General features: G+C 36.8%; 15 protein-coding genes. 3 read left to right on the top strand and 12 right to left on the bottom strand.

The features are described 5' to 3' along the window. Positions 1 to 312 precede the first annotated feature (312 nt). Positions 313 to 555, bottom strand: coding sequence for a hypothetical protein (locus ABDZ63_RS12665; protein WP_343784032.1), 243 nt, complete (start codon positions 553 to 555; stop codon positions 313 to 315). A gap of 127 nt (positions 556 to 682) precedes the next feature. Between ABDZ63_RS12665 and ABDZ63_RS12660 the strand changes: the two genes are divergently transcribed. Next, positions 683 to 1444, top strand: a complete 762-nt coding sequence (locus ABDZ63_RS12660) for a polysaccharide deacetylase family protein (protein WP_343784030.1) — start codon at positions 683 to 685, stop codon at positions 1442 to 1444. 6 nt (positions 1445 to 1450) lie between these two features. Here ABDZ63_RS12660 and ABDZ63_RS12655 read toward each other — a convergent pair whose 3' ends face one another. Then, the gene (locus ABDZ63_RS12655; protein WP_343784028.1) at positions 1451 to 2107 is read right to left on the bottom strand and encodes a KinB-signaling pathway activation protein; all 657 of its coding nucleotides are present in this window, start codon (positions 2105 to 2107) and stop codon (positions 1451 to 1453) included. A gap of 138 nt (positions 2108 to 2245) precedes the next feature. On the opposite strand from ABDZ63_RS12655, the gene gerD reads away from it, so the two are divergent. Next, positions 2246 to 2902 (top strand): spore germination lipoprotein GerD, encoded by a 657-nt coding sequence (gene gerD, locus ABDZ63_RS12650; RefSeq protein WP_343784026.1) that lies wholly within the window; start codon positions 2246 to 2248, stop codon positions 2900 to 2902. Between the two features lie 293 nt (positions 2903 to 3195). On the opposite strand, the gene ABDZ63_RS12645 is transcribed toward gerD, so the two are convergent. The 8 genes from ABDZ63_RS12645 to ABDZ63_RS12610 all read right to left on the bottom strand — a co-directional run bounded on the left by ABDZ63_RS12645 (position 3196) and on the right by ABDZ63_RS12610 (position 12064). After that, positions 3196 to 4248 carry an Mrp/NBP35 family ATP-binding protein gene (locus ABDZ63_RS12645; protein ID WP_343784024.1) on the bottom strand — a complete coding sequence of 351 codons (1053 nt, stop codon included), beginning with the start codon at positions 4246 to 4248 and terminating at the stop codon, positions 3196 to 3198. Between the two features lie 65 nt (positions 4249 to 4313). Next, a complete protein-coding gene (gene cwlD / locus ABDZ63_RS12640; protein ID WP_343784022.1) occupies positions 4314 to 5045 on the bottom strand; it encodes an N-acetylmuramoyl-L-alanine amidase CwlD in 732 nt (243 codons plus the stop codon). Between the two features lie 52 nt (positions 5046 to 5097). Further along, positions 5098 to 6537, bottom strand: coding sequence for a PH domain-containing protein (locus ABDZ63_RS12635; RefSeq protein WP_343784020.1), 1440 nt, complete (start codon positions 6535 to 6537; stop codon positions 5098 to 5100). Continuing rightward, the gene (locus ABDZ63_RS12630) at positions 6530 to 7009 is read right to left on the bottom strand and encodes a PH domain-containing protein (protein ID WP_343784018.1); all 480 of its coding nucleotides are present in this window, start codon (positions 7007 to 7009) and stop codon (positions 6530 to 6532) included. Before ABDZ63_RS12630 ends, ABDZ63_RS12635 begins: the two co-directional genes overlap by 8 nt. 21 nt (positions 7010 to 7030) lie before the next feature. Further along, complete coding sequence (locus ABDZ63_RS12625; protein WP_343784016.1) at positions 7031 to 7525, bottom strand: RDD family protein; 495 nt, start codon at positions 7523 to 7525, stop codon at positions 7031 to 7033. Between the two features lie 11 nt (positions 7526 to 7536). Continuing rightward, a complete protein-coding gene (sppA, locus tag ABDZ63_RS12620; RefSeq protein WP_343784014.1) occupies positions 7537 to 8526 on the bottom strand; it encodes a signal peptide peptidase SppA in 990 nt (329 codons plus the stop codon). A gap of 430 nt (positions 8527 to 8956) precedes the next feature. Beyond that, positions 8957 to 10969, bottom strand: a complete 2013-nt coding sequence (locus ABDZ63_RS12615) for a TRAP transporter permease (RefSeq protein WP_343784012.1) — start codon at positions 10967 to 10969, stop codon at positions 8957 to 8959. Positions 10970 to 11074: 105 nt separating this feature from the next. Next, positions 11075 to 12064, bottom strand: coding sequence for a TAXI family TRAP transporter solute-binding subunit (locus ABDZ63_RS12610; RefSeq protein ID WP_343784010.1), 990 nt, complete (start codon positions 12062 to 12064; stop codon positions 11075 to 11077). A 390-nt stretch (positions 12065 to 12454) separates the two neighbouring features. On the opposite strand from ABDZ63_RS12610, the gene ABDZ63_RS12605 reads away from it, so the two are divergent. Continuing rightward, positions 12455 to 13417: a sodium:calcium antiporter gene (locus tag ABDZ63_RS12605; protein ID WP_343784008.1), complete on the top strand. Its 963-nt coding sequence runs from the start codon at positions 12455 to 12457 to the stop codon at positions 13415 to 13417. A 24-nt stretch (positions 13418 to 13441) separates the two neighbouring features. Here ABDZ63_RS12605 and ABDZ63_RS12600 read toward each other — a convergent pair whose 3' ends face one another. Further along, a complete protein-coding gene (locus tag ABDZ63_RS12600; RefSeq protein ID WP_343784006.1) occupies positions 13442 to 14140 on the bottom strand; it encodes an ATP-binding cassette domain-containing protein in 699 nt (232 codons plus the stop codon). 10 nt (positions 14141 to 14150) lie between these two features. Beyond that, positions 14151 to 14888, bottom strand: a complete 738-nt coding sequence (locus tag ABDZ63_RS12595; protein ID WP_343784004.1) for a hypothetical protein — start codon at positions 14886 to 14888, stop codon at positions 14151 to 14153. Between the last annotated feature and the right edge of the window lie 389 nt (positions 14889 to 15277).

Raw genomic sequence — 15277 nt, 5'->3', positions numbered from 1 at the left:
GGCTATTTTGTTTAGTTTTCAAGGTTCGAAGTGCGCCGCTTCAAAAAGCGACTTTATTAATATAACAAGCTGAAAACATTTCGTCAACAACTTTTTATATTTTTAAATAACAACTTTTGTTTTGTTGTTGTTGTGCGCCACTTCAAAAAAGCGACTCAACTAATTTAACATCCCTAAACAATGAAGTCAATAACTTTTTTTAAAAAAATGTATTTAACTTGTTTTGAGGTATTTTGATTTAGTCTGTCTTGTGACGACGAAAATAAATATACCACATGGATTTATGATCAGCAATAGTTTTTTTATATTTTTTTATTTGGCATTGAATAAATTTTTATGTGGGGTGTATTTAAGGCATTCTTTATGACTAGCAAAGCGTTTATATATATTAAATAGAAGTGTGTACCGCTCTTTAATCGCTTGTTGAAGTTGAGGGTCTAGGTCGTGATGACTAAAATCATACAATAACTCATCCATTTCTCTTTTAAGTAAATATTCAAGTTCTTTTTGTTCTTGATCATTCACCATTAATCCAATCATTTCATTCACTTCCATTTCTGTACTTTTGATAGTTTAATTTTTACCAATTAATAATCCTTTATGTACAATCACCATTCTAAAACTATGCAAAAACTCATATATATATTTCAGAAATCTAAATTCTAAAAAAGGTTGGGTAGCAATGTTCTTTACGTTAAATTGGACAAGTTGGAAAAATGGGGTGTTAGCTTTAGGATTAATAGTATTAACGTTTGTTTCAATTCATTTCTCTACAACGTATGTATTTAATATCGGAAGTTCAGCAGATGCTCAGCCGTCTGGGGCAATCACGAAAAGTTTAAAGGGAGACCCAGAAGTTGCTTTAACATTTAATGTTGATTGGGGAGATGATGTCATTATTGATATTCTTGAGGTTTTAGAAGAAAAGGATGTCCAAGCTACTTTCTTCATTAATGGTGAATGGGCATTAAGAAACGAAGACTTAGCAGAGTTAATTATTGAAGAAAATCATGAAGTCGGTTTGTTAGGCTTTGAAAATGAACCATACCAAGACCAGTCCGCTTCTTATATTGAAGAAGATATTGAAAACGGCGTGACTGTTTTATCAAACTTAAATTATGAGCCTGTTTCATTAATTAGACCACCTGAAAATGAGTACAATCAATTTGTAATTGATACTATACAACAGCTTGGATACCAGACAGTATTTTGGAGTATTTATGCTAATGTGAAGCATGATAGTGATGCTGAAGAGGTCAGTGGGCACTTAGTCGAGCAGGTAAATGAAGGGGATATAATGTTATTTTTTGCGCAAGACAATTTAATTAAAACACCTGAAGTTGTCGCTAATATAATTGATCAAAAAACAAAAGAGGGGTATCAATTCCTCACTGTGACTGAACTGTTATCACCAGCGAATGTGAATATCACCCCTCTTGATTAAAGCGCATTACTTGTTCTTTTTGCTTTTTTGGTTATTTGATTGTTGATTAGTTTGTTTTTGTGTGTCTTCTGGATTATTAAACCCTACTATACGGTGAAGTTTTAATAACTGATAAGTATTACATGCTAATAATGGAACGATCATAAGCATAATCCATTCTGCTTCACCTGTTTGTAAAGCTGGAATCCATTCAACAGTCGTCACAACAACCATAAAGAAGATTGCTGGTAGAAAAGCGCGCTGATGGGTTTCCATAGCTTTTACTTTTGCTACTGCTAAGGCATAAACAAAGAGCATAGCTGCAACAACAATATATGGAAACAACCCTTCTGGCCCAGCATCTTGGTGATATCTTAAGTACACCAACTCAAACAGGACAAAGCCGATGATAATTATTTGTCCATATTTCCAAAAATAACCGAAGAAACCTTTACCGAATTGATGTATGGTTAAGTATGCAAAAAAGCCCATCTGAGCAATAACACTATAGACTAAACCGTAACCGGAATACCATAAAACAGCCCCAAAAATCTCCCATGCATTAAACGGATTTAAGTATGGTTCGTACGCATGTGGTGATACAAAAAAGCTTGTAATAACAGTAGAGACTGCACCTATAGCTAATAAAGTTATAAAAAATTTAAACCAAACGCGGATTGTCACAATGCTTCCCCCTATTTCATTAATCCAGTCCAATCGTATTTTATCACGGTTTGGAGAATTTTGCTTTCTTTAATTATGTATATTTTTTCACAACCATCTAATATTAAAAGTACTGACTCATAACTAGGGGAGCATAATATGATGGTTAAACAAACAGTATTGTTAGTATTAACCATATGTTTATTTTTAGTCGGGTGTAATGGGAATAACCAACAATCTGAATCACCTGACTACGAAGCAACTAAACGTATGGTCGTTGATATATTAAAAACAGATGATGGAAAAGAAGCATTAAAAGAAACGTTATCTGATGAAGAGTTGAAACAGGAATTAGTTCTCCAATCAGAAGAAGTTAATCAAGCAATGGAACGGATTTTTAATAGTGATGATGGGAAAGATTTTTGGATGGATATGTTTGAAGATCCTTCATTTGTTCAAGCATATGTCCAAGCAACGAGAGAACAAGACCAAGAATTGATTAAAGGATTAATGAGTGATTCCGCTTACCAAGAGCAAATGATTAGTTTATTTCATAACGAAGAAGTACAAAATTTAATCAGACAGGCTCTTCGCAGTCAAGAATATAAAGGGCATTTAGAAGACACGATTAGAGAAACGTTAGAAAGTCCCGTATTCAAAACTAAGATCACAGAATCACTGATCAAAGCAGCCGAGGAGCTTGATACCTCACAAGGCCAAGAACAAGGTGATGAAGAGAGTGCAAACGAAGAGCAAAATAATGGTCAAAGCCAAGCAGAAGAAGGTCAAGAAGAGGAAGGAGAGCAAATGCAATAATAAACTTAGGTTTAGTATTGGTCGCTACCTTATAATAAATAAAGAGGTTGGGGCAAAAGGGTTGAAGTGTGGTAGAGAACACGAACGTTTAGTATTTCACCTTAGTTGATTAGTTTCTTAGCGGAATCAAAATGCGTAGACTCTTGCGGGTGCAAAGGCTCAACAGCCGCCCGCGAAAAGCGATTCATTTTGATGGAGCGATGATTAGAAAATCAAACCCGAACGAAATTATAATTTCGTTCGGGTTTTGTGTATTAATGTTTAGTTTTGTCTCAAGCCTCTTATTTAATCGTTTACTTTGCTCGCTTAATAACTTGGTTAGCAATAGATAAGAAAATCTTCCCTGTTGGGTGATCTTCTTGATAGACACCTGGAGCAAAAGTATCATCTTCTTCGTATGGTTGTTGAAGTGGTAAGCGTCCTAACACATCTGTGTTTAAGACTTCAGCTAGCTTGTCACCGCCACCTTCACCAAAAACGTATTCTTTTTGTCCTGTAATATTACTTTCGAAATACGCCATATTTTCAATAATACCTAAAATATCATGGTCAGCTTTAAGCGCCATTTGACCAGCACGCGCAGCTACGAATGCTGCTGTTGGGTGTGGTGTTGAAACGATTAATTGTTTAGAAGATGGTAATAATTCTTGAACATCTAAAGCAATGTCGCCTGTCCCTGGTGGTAAGTCTAACAAGAGATAATCAAGGTCTCCCCATTCAACTTCTTTAAAGAAGCTTGTTAGCATTTTACCTAACATAGGACCACGCCAGATAATTGGCGAGTTATCTTCTACAAAGAAGCCCATTGAAATGACTTGTACACCAAAACGCTCAACTGGAATAATCTTCTCACCACGTACCTGTGGACGATTTTCAACACCCATCATATCAGGCACGCTAAAACCATAAATGTCAGCATCAACAATACCGACTTTTTTGCCTAAACGAGATAGGGCAATCGCTAAGTTAACAGTAACTGTCGATTTACCAACACCACCTTTACCACTTGCAACAGAGATAAAGGTTGTCCCTTTTTGACCGATTAGGTTTGATTCTTGCTCCTCATTAGCTTCTGAAACATAGGCTTCACGCTTTTCCTCTGGAAGTTCGGTAAAGCGAAGGCCAACTGTTGTGGCTCCTTCTTTCTTTAGCATACCCACAATTTCTTGTTGTAATTGTAACTGTTCACCAGAGTTAGGTTCAGCTAATGCTACTTTAACACTGACGTGACCTTTATCTTCTTTAATTTTAATGCTCTCAATAGCATCTGTTTCCTCAAAGGTTTTATGTATATGTGGATCTTGAACTGGTTTAAGCAGTTCTCTAACGCGCTCTTCTGTAATCAAGTAGGACACCTTCCTTTTGTCGTGTTCAATTTAATGCCAAGGCAAGTATAACATAAATTATTAAATCACTCAGTTATTTGGCTTGATTGATTTTCCAGATTTTCAGATGCCACGACATACTCGACAACCCCTTCGTAAATAGCAGAGGCTAAGCGCCTTTGATAATCTTCTGTCACTAACAAAGCACGCTCTTCTGGATGTGATAAAAAACCCGCTTCAATTAAAGCACTTGTCGTATTCGCATGTTTTAAAATGTATATTTGATTAATCCCTAAAGCTTGGCGATTTGTATCAACGGATTCCTGCAATCTTCCTTGAATGGATTCAGCTAAGGCTTTGTTTTCATCATCTTCTGGATAGTAAAATGTTTGAGCACCACTCCAACTTTGATTTAAAACAGAATTCAGGTGGATACTAATAAATAGATCCGCTTCTTGAGCTTGTATGAATGAAACCCGCTCTCTAATATCATGCGCTTTCCGCCTAGAATAACCATCCATCTCTTCTGGTGCTAAGTCTATATCCTCTTCTCGTGTTAAATAAACAATCGCCCCAGCTTCTTGTAAATAATCACGTAAGAAGAAGGAGGTTTGTAACGTAATCGTTTTTTCTTTAACATCACCATAATCTGCTCCTCCGTCCACCCCTCCATGACCAGGGTCAATAACAACGACTTGTCCAGCTAATGGGGAAGTCACACTTGTTGACTGAAGTAAAGTCGGTACCGGTACTTTCAATAAGTATATTAATAATATAAGTCCCATGACCCACAACAATATGAATACTAATCTCTTCATAAAACAAACCTCCTCACCAAAATATATGGACAAGGAGGTTTGTTCATTCCATTTATTTAAAGATCCTTTTTCTTAATGAATACCAATCCGAAATCCGTTTAGCATCTTCAAAGTCTAACTCCCTAATGCTAACATGCCGGCCAGCAAAATTATTTAATAGCGAAGCTCTAACTGTAGCTAAATTCTGCTTACGATGAAGTAACGTTTGTCTTAATTGAGTCGATTGAACACGATTATGCTTCATCATTACGGTATCTTTACTAAATTCTCGCATTGTTAAGGTCAAATGCTCTTCATCGATGTGATAACCCGCTGACTTCGTTCTTAGCCAAGCTAAAGAAATGGCCATCACTATTAGAATCATTGGAATGTACCATAAATCCATCGCAAAGATTAACGTTACTATTAAAATAACGGACGGCAAAAACATAGCTCGTAATAGATAATAAGGGAATGCTCTATTTGGAACCCCTTTAAAATCACGAGGTAACGTTTGATATTCCGGTAAGATTTTATTTAAAAATGGCTCTACTTCCTTTCGCCTTAAAATAGGGAAAATAAACGTACGCCCATTTGAATTAGGGCCCGCCTCCCCTCCTGCTATTTCTACATAAAGCGTCGCAAACCCTAAAGGTTGTCTAATCATACTTTCCTTCATACCGACAGCTTGTATTCTTTTAAGTGGTATTGTCACTTGCTTCTTCTCTAAGAGCCCTCTTGTAATATATAATTCATCATCATATCTTGTGATTTCAAAATTACCATACTTAATAACTGTACCTAAAATTCCAAGTAACCATAAAATAATTAAAATAATGACTACTAAGGCTATTAACATGCTAATAGCTTGTGCTAAAGCCCAACTAACCGCACCTTCATAAATATTTCCAGGTAAAAACCGTTCGATCTCATTTAAAAAAACGATAAACAATCCTAAAATAACACCAACGCTACCTGATGTAGACCCAGCTATAATAAGGCGTTTAGTCGTTACATTTGATTTCGGATAAATGACTTCACTCTCTTCTTGACTCTCATCAGTCTGAACAACACCATTATGCCATTTCAATTCTTGGCGAAGTGCCTGACCTTCTTCAAATGTCACAGCACTAAGAGAAGCATCAGCACTCATATCACTACCAGCTGTTTCTATTTGCACTTTCGTTAAATTCAACAACCTGTGGATTACACCTTGTGTTAAATCAATGGACTGAATTCTATTTTTAGAGATATATCGTTTCTTCCGAATAAGAAGGCCCTGTTCAATTCGCAGTTCGTCATCAACAACTGAATAACGAAAACGCAACCACTCAATCACACTTGTCACAACGAAAAATAATATTAAAGCAACAATACCAAAAGCCACATAAACGAAAAAATCATTACCAAATGATGCAATAACAGCTGCACCAACTACGTAAATTAAATTCTTTAAAATATTAATCATCCTGAATATAACAGCTGCTGGGTGAAGACGCTTCGGCTCAGACATCATCTTCATCCACCTTTGCTAGTTCCGAGATTTGATCACGTAATTCAGCAGCTTCTTGTTCAGGTAATGCTGGTATTTCATGTACTGTTGCGGCTGTTGAAATAGTTAAATTGGATAGTTTATAGCGCTTTAAAATGGGGCCTTGTTTAGTATCAACATGTTGGACACGAATCATCGGTACTAACGTTCTAGAGACGACTAGTATTCCGTGTTGAATATAAATCTCCTGTTCAAACAATTCATAACGCCAACGTCTCCATCTAATTTTAGGGACTAAAACAACGAACAAATAAGTTAAAACAACCAAAACTACCAATGCTACAATGGAATACCAATATGGAACGTCAATAAAATGAAACAAGAAAAAGCTCGCTATAACTAAAATCCAAGGTATAACCATAACTAATGCTGCAGAAAGCCGCCAAGCTTTAATCGCATCTTCAGCAATTCTATGCTTCGGTGCTTCTCTCATACCGATTCCCCCTCATACTCACTAACTCTTAAGTGACCATTCAAAAACAACACGTGTATCGCCAATCATATCGTGAATTCCTTGTTTTTGCGAATCGAAGGCAACAACGAGATAAAGAATATTTGTAAACCATAGTACCCGGTGAATGAAGCGTCCGACTACCTCACGAAAGACCATGTCACTCCACTTTAACGGTTCAAAATCTTTCCTAATCACTTTTATGCCAAATACTTTCTTCCCAATGGTTTGATTAAAATATTTAGTTAACAATACGAAATATGCATATAAAACAATCGCGTTGATCACAGCTGTCACTGTCCAAAAACCAATCTCAAACATGTCTCCACCTGTTAACAACTGATACGGCACAAGCACAATTCCGTTTATACTAAAGACGACAACTAAATCAAGTATATACGCCCAAAAACGCATCCAAAAGCCTGCAAAACGCACATCATTCAATGTCAGTTTCGGATTATCATATTGATTGGACTCAGTCATATATGCCTCATTCATTTAGGCACCCCCTACTCCGTATACAAGTACATCGCTCTTGGCGCGCTTGATTTTCGAATCATTTCTTCTAACTGTGAAAAGCGGAATTCATCACTTATAACCCTCTGTGCTGCACCACCCATAATGGCATTAAAGCCCATTTGATACTCATATTCTACAACCTGTGAGTTTTGTAAGTGATAGTCTTCTTGTAGTTTAGCAATGGCATCATCTAGAGACCCCAGACTATCAACTAAACCATTTTCCTCAGCTTGAGAACCTGTGTAAATTCGACCATCACCCAATTCACGGACTGTTGACTCATCCAGATCACGACCATTTACGATCACTTGTACAAAGTCATCATACATTTCATCTATCATCGTTTGTAAAATGTTCTCCTCATCATCTGTCATCGGACGAAATGATGACATAATATCTTTATATTCACCGCTTGTAATCGTATTAAATTCAACACCTAAGTCATCTGCTAACTCAGCAAAATTAATCGCTTCCATAATAACTCCAATAGAGCCTGTTAATGTCGCAGGGTGAGCAACAATATGTTCTGCTGGTGCTGATACATAATAACCGCCAGAGGCAGCCATATTACCCATTGATACATAGACGGGCTTGTCTGATTCTTGAAGGTCTACAATTTTATCATGTACCTCTTCACTTTCTACAACACCGCCACCTGGTGTATTAACACGTAACACAACAGCTTCTACATTTTCATCCTCTTTAGCATGATCAAGCATATCTAATAATACATCGTGATTATATGTAGTTGTGTTTAATAAACCACCGACATCACTACTTTGTATCACACCTTCTAAATGAATGACAGCCACTTTCTCAAAAGCATTTCCATCTTCTGTGACTGTCTCAGAAAAGTTTCGGTCAGATTCAAATAAATCATTCCAACTTTCAGTCATAACTGCTGTAGAAAATTGAGATATAATTGAAACCACAAATAACCCAGCCGCAATCGCTAATGCAATCCAACGCTTTTTATCCATTTCAATAACCCTCGCTTTTAATTAATAGTTCATATGAATGGCTGCCTCTATTTCGAGACAGCCATTTGCATAGTTTTCCCGACATTAAAGCTTTTTATCACAGTAAACGATCCTTGTATTACTAAACATATCATGTAATGCTTTCTTCTCTTTATTTCTCCTTTAAGACACATAACCAACAAACAGAGATAACAAAGACAAGGTATAAGCAAAGTATCGCCCAACCGATTCCCGCATTTACATTACTCATATCAAGCTCTAACTTGAATACGACAAACCTTCATCTCCTACCGCTAAAAATAAATTCACAAAATAATTAATTTAATTATATCATCTTTCATTATATGACCAAAATTATTGAATAGATTTATGAGAGGTTGGTCGTATAAGTAAAAAAGAGAATGGGGGGTTCCCCATTCTCTTACATCGTTTACGCTGCAACTGCATTAGGCTTCTCATCTGGACGACGTCTTTGTAAATACCATACAAGCCCAAGCATTAAAATACCTAACACATCAATATAAACATTTGGTGTAATTAATAATAAGCCAGCCGTAATCAGAACAAAACGTTCCCACACATAACATTTACGTTGGAAGTAGCCCATAACAGAACTACTAACCCCCATCATACCTAATAATGCTGTTACAACCGCTAATATTAGAGGCAAGACACCGTGTTCAGTAGGTTGAACTAATATAGGGTTATAGACAAATATATACGGTATGATAAAGGCGGCTATGGCCAGTTTAACAGCGGTTAAACCACTCTTAAACGGGTTTGACCGGGCAATACCACTCCCTGCATATGCCGCTAAACAAACAGGTGGTGTGATATCAGCTACTATACCGAAGTAGAATACAAATAAGTGAGCTGCAATCACTTCAACACCAAAACCGTTAATTAATGCAGGTGCTGCAATGGTTGCAGTTACAACATAGTTCGCTGTTGTTGGTAATCCCATACCTAAAATAATACAAGCAATCATCGTAAAGATTAACGCTAATAACTGGATGTCGTTAGATAAAGCGATAATACCTGCTGCCACCTTACCACCTAAACCTGTCATACCAACAACACCAGCAATAATACCTGCTGTTGCTACGGCAGCAATAACCGGTAAAGCAACACGAGCACCTTGCTCTAATACATAAATAGTCTTCTTAATAGACATACGCGTTTCTTTACTTATTAAACTAACACCGAACGCCACTGCGATCCCCATTAAAGCTGCTCGTTGTGGCGAGAATCCCATAAATAACGTTGTAATAATAGCAAATAACGGAAGCAACATGTAACCTTTTCTTTTCAGTAAATTCCAGGTGTTCGGTAAAGTTTCTTTAGGCGCACCATATATCCCTTGTTTTTTAGCTACATAGTGAGAGCCCATGAAGATTCCTGCAAAGTACAGCATAGCTGGAATTAAAGCTGCTAACATAATCGTCGCATAACTCGTGTTCGTATATTCAATCATAATAAACGCCGCCGCACCCATTATTGGTGGCATTAGTTGTCCACCTGTAGATGCAGAGGCTTCAGCTGCTGCTGCAAATTCAGGCTTGAAGCGCGCTTTTTTCATCATTGGGATCGTAAATGAACCTGATGACACTGTATTGGCAATTGAACTTCCTGAAACCATACCTTGCATAGCACTTGCCGATACAGCTGCCTTAGCAGTTCCCCCTGTAAATCGGCCAGTTAATGCGAAAGCTAAGTCATTAAAGAATCTGCCTATACCTGAGTGCACTAAAATAACTCCAAACAATAAAAACAAGAAGATAAATGTCGATGATACTTGAACTGGAATACCGAAAATAGCATTCTCTCTATACCACAAGTCTGTCATAACGCGTTCAAACGAAAATCCACTATGTGATAAAATTTGTGTTGGAATGAAGTTACCGTATAATGCGTATAGAATCACAACACTCGCCACAATTACGATCGGTACCCCAACGGATCTTCTAGTCGCCTCTAACAATAGGCCAACACCTAGAATAGCCACTAGTACATCTAGCATTTCATATCCATGTACTCGAGCATTTAAAATCTCATCAAAAAACATAATCTTATAATAGCCAACAAAAATAGCTGTAAAAGCTAAGATTACGTCATACCATGGAACGCCACGGTCATGTAACCCTTTCTTCGCTGGATATAGTATATAGACAAGACCTAAAGCAGTCCCTACGTGCACCGCACCCTGAATTTGGGATTGTAATGTTCCAAAATACCCTGTATATAAATGAAAGATTGTTAAATAGATTGCTAGGAATGTAACAACCCAAGCCCACTTACCAATGTTAGACCTTGTATTACTTTCACGGTCATACTTCCTAAGCAATTCTTCTTTATCTACTTGTTCTCCATTTTCGTTAGTGTCTATTGATGTATTATTCAATTGTTCATTTTTCTCATTTTCGTTGTTCTTTTTTCTAGACACACCTTTCACCACCTTGTAATGGTTTCAGCCAAAAAACCCCTCGTTAATAAAAGGGACCGGCACACTGTGTCGGCCCCAAAATATTGTTAAATTAACTGCTTAACCTTATAGATCTTCTAAACTCTCAATTCCTGTTGCTTCACGTGTAATGATTTGCATAACTTCTGGGTAAATATGACCGATGAATGCAAAGTTATCGACTGGAGCATCCTCAAAGTCTTCTTCACCACTAAAAGCATTTTGTGCAGGTACGTGAACTGTCATCCCTAAATCTTGATCATCTCTACCGATGTCAGCTAAGTTCTCAACAGATGCACCTGTTTCAGTTGAAGTGACGTTAACACCATCAATGTTGTTGTTCCAAACAGTAGCCATCTCACCACCTAGCGGGTAATAAGTACCACCAGAGCTACCAGTACCTAAAATGAACTCATCTTTGCGATCAGCTTCTGTAGCAGATAAATCAGCTAATTCACCTTCAACTTCTAGACCTTGCTCTTCATAGTATTCTGCTGCACCAGGGTGAACAAGTAGATCATCAGAACCGTTAAGAGCATTTTCTAAAGTCATATGATCAGATTGAGCGTGTGTATTTTCATCAGCATGTTCTACTGCAATACGTGCTAAGTCATAACCTAATTCATGATCAATTGTATTTGTATTACCTACAAGAATCGCATACGCTGTAACTGTTTCAACATCTTCCTCTAGGAAATCATAGCTATCAGCTGGAATTGTATAGCGTAGGTAACCTAAGTTTTCCTCTACATATTCGATAACATCATCAGATAAACCAATTAACTTGGCATCTCCTGTATTTGCTTGTAAATCGTCAACACTACCTGCTGGTAAACCTAAAAGACCAAACGATAAGTCAATATTACCATCTTGCAAGCCATCACGAGCATCGCCGAATCCTTCTTCGTATGCGTTGAAGTCATCGATTCCCGCCCCTTCTAAAATTGAATTTGCTGCGGATTGGGTACCACTACCCGCTGGACCAATTGCAATTGTTGATCCACCGCCACCACATGCTGCTAACAACAGTGTTGCTAAAAACCCAATAGACATTAACCATACAATAGATTTTTTCATGTGTTTTTCCCCCTATATTTTTAAAATTTATGTTTCTAGATGTACTAACATTATTAATAAATATTAATTTAGCACAACTAGTATTCACACAATTTAAAAAATTACTTAATATGTAGTGTATCTCAATTTAACTTATTTTGCCACAATAATCTAGTATATGGAACAATTTTTCTACTAGATTACTATACCATGAATATTGACTCTTTGCATCTATTAAGCTATAGTTATATTTAACAAGGGGAGTAGCGACCGTATAATGCGGTTGATGGATCGTCATGCCCGGTGATTCTTTTATCACCCGGTTCATCAAATTATACGCAAGACCTTGGCCTTACTTAGGTATGGCCAAGGTCTTTTTTTGTGATTTTGTACACTTATGGAGGTTGTGTCATGTTGGTATATATTAGCTTTTTCTTAGCAGCTGCTATTGTTGTATTTGCTGCAATTAAACTTAATGATTATGGTGATCAAATTAGCAAGCAAACTGCGATGAGTGGTGCGATGGTTGGCGGATTACTGATCGCCGGAGCCACCTCACTTCCTGAACTGACAACAAGTGTAACTGCTGTTTATATTGATAATGTGGATATTGCTGTTGGTAATATGTTAGGTAGTAATGTTTTCAATCTATTGATTTTGGCTTTTGTTGATTTATTTTATCGAAAGAAACAAGTGTTCAATCAACTTAACACCAACAATTTTCTACCTTCTACGATATTCGGGATTGCTTTAACATCGATCGCTATTGGGGCTATGATACTTGATTATCAAATAACACTCTTCAATATTGGTTTTGAAATGTTTATATTAGTAGGACTATATATGATAAGCGTTAAGCTATTTGAACAAGAAGAAGCTCGTGATGAGATAAAAGGTCAATCAAATTCAACACCACTTAATAAAGTCATTCGCTATTTCGTTTTCTCAGCTATCATTGTTTTAATCGCAGGTAGTATTCTATCTATTTCTGGTGATTTACTCGCTGAACAAACAGGCATTAATTCAAGTTTTGTAGGTAGTGTATTAATAGCTGCATCGACTTCATTACCTGAACTTGTGGCTGTCATTGCTGCATATAAAATTGGGAATTACGCCATTGCAATTGGGGCTATTTTAGGAAGTAATTTATTTAACCTGTTACTTTTAGCATTTACTGATGCATTTTATCAGCAAGGTCCTATTTTACAAGGTGTAAGCTCCTCGATGATCATCATTGCTTTTTTAAGCTTAGTGATGATGTTAATTACACTTTATATGTTAATGCGGAGTCCAGCTAAGAAGGTAGTTAAATATATTGCTCCTTCACTTTTTACGATCGTCATATACCTCGTTGTTTCATATATTATCTTCTAAAGTACGGGTTGGACCTGTACTTTTTTATAAGCTAACTATTTGACGAAACGCTTCATCCGGATTTTTGTTTGATTCAGTTAGTTCATCATACGTCCCGTCAAAAGCAACTTCACCGTCATGAAGTAAAAAGATATGACAGTCAACATGCTCAAGCTCCTGCAAAGTGTGAGTAGACATGACGACGTAACGATTTGGATTAAGCGCAACTGACTCTAACTTATGTAACACATTTAACCGGGAATCGGGGTCGACTCCTGATGTCGGCTCATCAAATATGTAAAGCTTTCGATCTAACTCACACATGGCCATAACCATTAACCACCTGCGTTCACCTAATGACATTTGCCCGAGTGGCTGTTCCCATAACCGTTCAGCTAAAGTGCGTTCTCTTTTATTCATATTATTAGCAAATACTGCACTTTTCGGATCAAACGGTTGAGACGCTGTTTTTATAAAGAGCCGAACTAGGTCTTTTCCTTTCAATTGATTAAGAAAAGGCACACCTTGAACTTGGTAGGCTATTTGTTCATGTGTGAAAGCTTCTTTAACAGTACCTGATGTCGGCTTGAACGACCCAGCCATAATGTTAAATAACGTCGTTTTCCCTGCTCCATTTAAGCCGAGTACAACATTTAGCTGATCATGTTTTAGTTTCATATTGATTTGGTTAAGAACTTGGCGGTTACTTTTCTTATATTGATAAGATACATCTATTAACTCCATTATACCCCTCCTAGTTTCGACTAGCTTTCGACTCAAGGTTGATTAATTTGAACGTTAATAAACCGATCATAATATAAATTAAAGCCGTAACACTTAACACAGTAAGGTTGACATAGATGAAAGCTTCAAATGAAGTCACGACCAACTCAGCTACTCGTACAATAAATTCAGCTGGGTTTATTAATAATAAAAACGACTCAAAACCTGTTAAACTACTCGTCATATAAAGTAATATAATTGTCAACAAACTAAACGCCGGGACAATTGATTCCGCTTTAAACGGTAAAGCGACAATCCAAGAAAAGAATAAAGCCACAGGTATAAACGTTAAAACGACTAATAATAATCCCTTTCCAATTAAAATTAATGGGTTTAATTGAAATAACAAAGCGACGATCGTATTAAACACCACCATCGAGATGATGAGTAATGATAGATTAGCCAAACCTTTTCCGAAAATAATTGAACCTTTAGAGCCAGCAATAAAGCTAAACATCTTAAAAAAGCCTCGATCGCGCAACGTGAAAAGCTCCACGGCTGTATTAATAACAGCTGATATTAAAACCATAAAACTCCAAAACACAGAAATTTGTAGGTAAGCTTGTTGGTGTTCAGGTGGGTTGGTAAACCAATTACTATGGTTTATGAAAAAGAAGATTAATGGGATGAACACGACCCAAAACAAGGCCATTTTGTTGTAATAGTTTTCTTTTATAAATAAGATAAAGAACTCATAACTTTTTCTCAATACAATACACCTCCTACTAAAGAAGATGCTATATTGATGTAACTACTTGGATGCAGAATCTTAAGAGCATCTATTAACTTAACACAATATTACCATGCCCCTTTATCAAATTCTACATAATTTGGTAATAAGATGAGTAACCAATTTATAGGCTCTACCACTTTGAAATGAACACCTCTGATATGATATCCACTTAAGACACCATTTTTATCCACCTCCGCCATAGAGAAAGCCTGCATTCATTATTAAAGGTTCTAAGTCAAATGTTGGGGTGCTCTCTTAAGAGCACTCCTTATTTATGCCATTTGGCCTTGTATATTCTTATATTTATGATGCAATAAAACTTTTCGACGCAGGCGATCAAACCGTCGAAAACCAAACGCTTGGCG

The sequence above is a fragment of the Alkalibacillus silvisoli genome (assembly GCF_039521975.1).
Taxonomy (GTDB): domain Bacteria; phylum Bacillota; class Bacilli; order Bacillales; family Alkalibacillaceae; genus Alkalibacillus; species Alkalibacillus silvisoli.
The sequence above is the reverse complement of the archived record's forward strand: the minus strand, read 5'-3'. Positions and strand labels throughout refer to the sequence as shown.

Bases quoted from the DNA above. Each gene is read 5' to 3' on its own strand.
- ABDZ63_RS12665 (WP_343784032.1), bottom strand. From the start codon at position 555: ATGGAAGTGAATGAAATGATTGGATTAATGGTGAATGATCAAGAACAA.
- ABDZ63_RS12660 (WP_343784030.1), top strand. From the start codon at position 683: ATGTTCTTTACGTTAAATTGGACAAGTTGGAAAAATGGGGTGTTAGCT.
- gerD (WP_343784026.1), top strand. From the start codon at position 2,246: ATGATGGTTAAACAAACAGTATTGTTAGTATTAACCATATGTTTATTT.
- cwlD (WP_343784022.1), bottom strand. From the start codon at position 5,045: ATGAAGAGATTAGTATTCATATTGTTGTGGGTCATGGGACTTATATTA.
- ABDZ63_RS12635 (WP_343784020.1), bottom strand. From the start codon at position 6,537: ATGTCTGAGCCGAAGCGTCTTCACCCAGCAGCTGTTATATTCAGGATG.
- ABDZ63_RS12630 (WP_343784018.1), bottom strand. From the start codon at position 7,009: ATGAGAGAAGCACCGAAGCATAGAATTGCTGAAGATGCGATTAAAGCT.
- ABDZ63_RS12625 (WP_343784016.1), bottom strand. From the start codon at position 7,525: ATGAATGAGGCATATATGACTGAGTCCAATCAATATGATAATCCGAAA.
- sppA (WP_343784014.1), bottom strand. From the start codon at position 8,526: ATGGATAAAAAGCGTTGGATTGCATTAGCGATTGCGGCTGGGTTATTT.
- ABDZ63_RS12610 (WP_343784010.1), bottom strand. From the start codon at position 12,064: ATGAAAAAATCTATTGTATGGTTAATGTCTATTGGGTTTTTAGCAACA.
- ABDZ63_RS12605 (WP_343784008.1), top strand. From the start codon at position 12,455: ATGTTGGTATATATTAGCTTTTTCTTAGCAGCTGCTATTGTTGTATTT.
- ABDZ63_RS12600 (WP_343784006.1), bottom strand. From the start codon at position 14,140: ATGGAGTTAATAGATGTATCTTATCAATATAAGAAAAGTAACCGCCAA.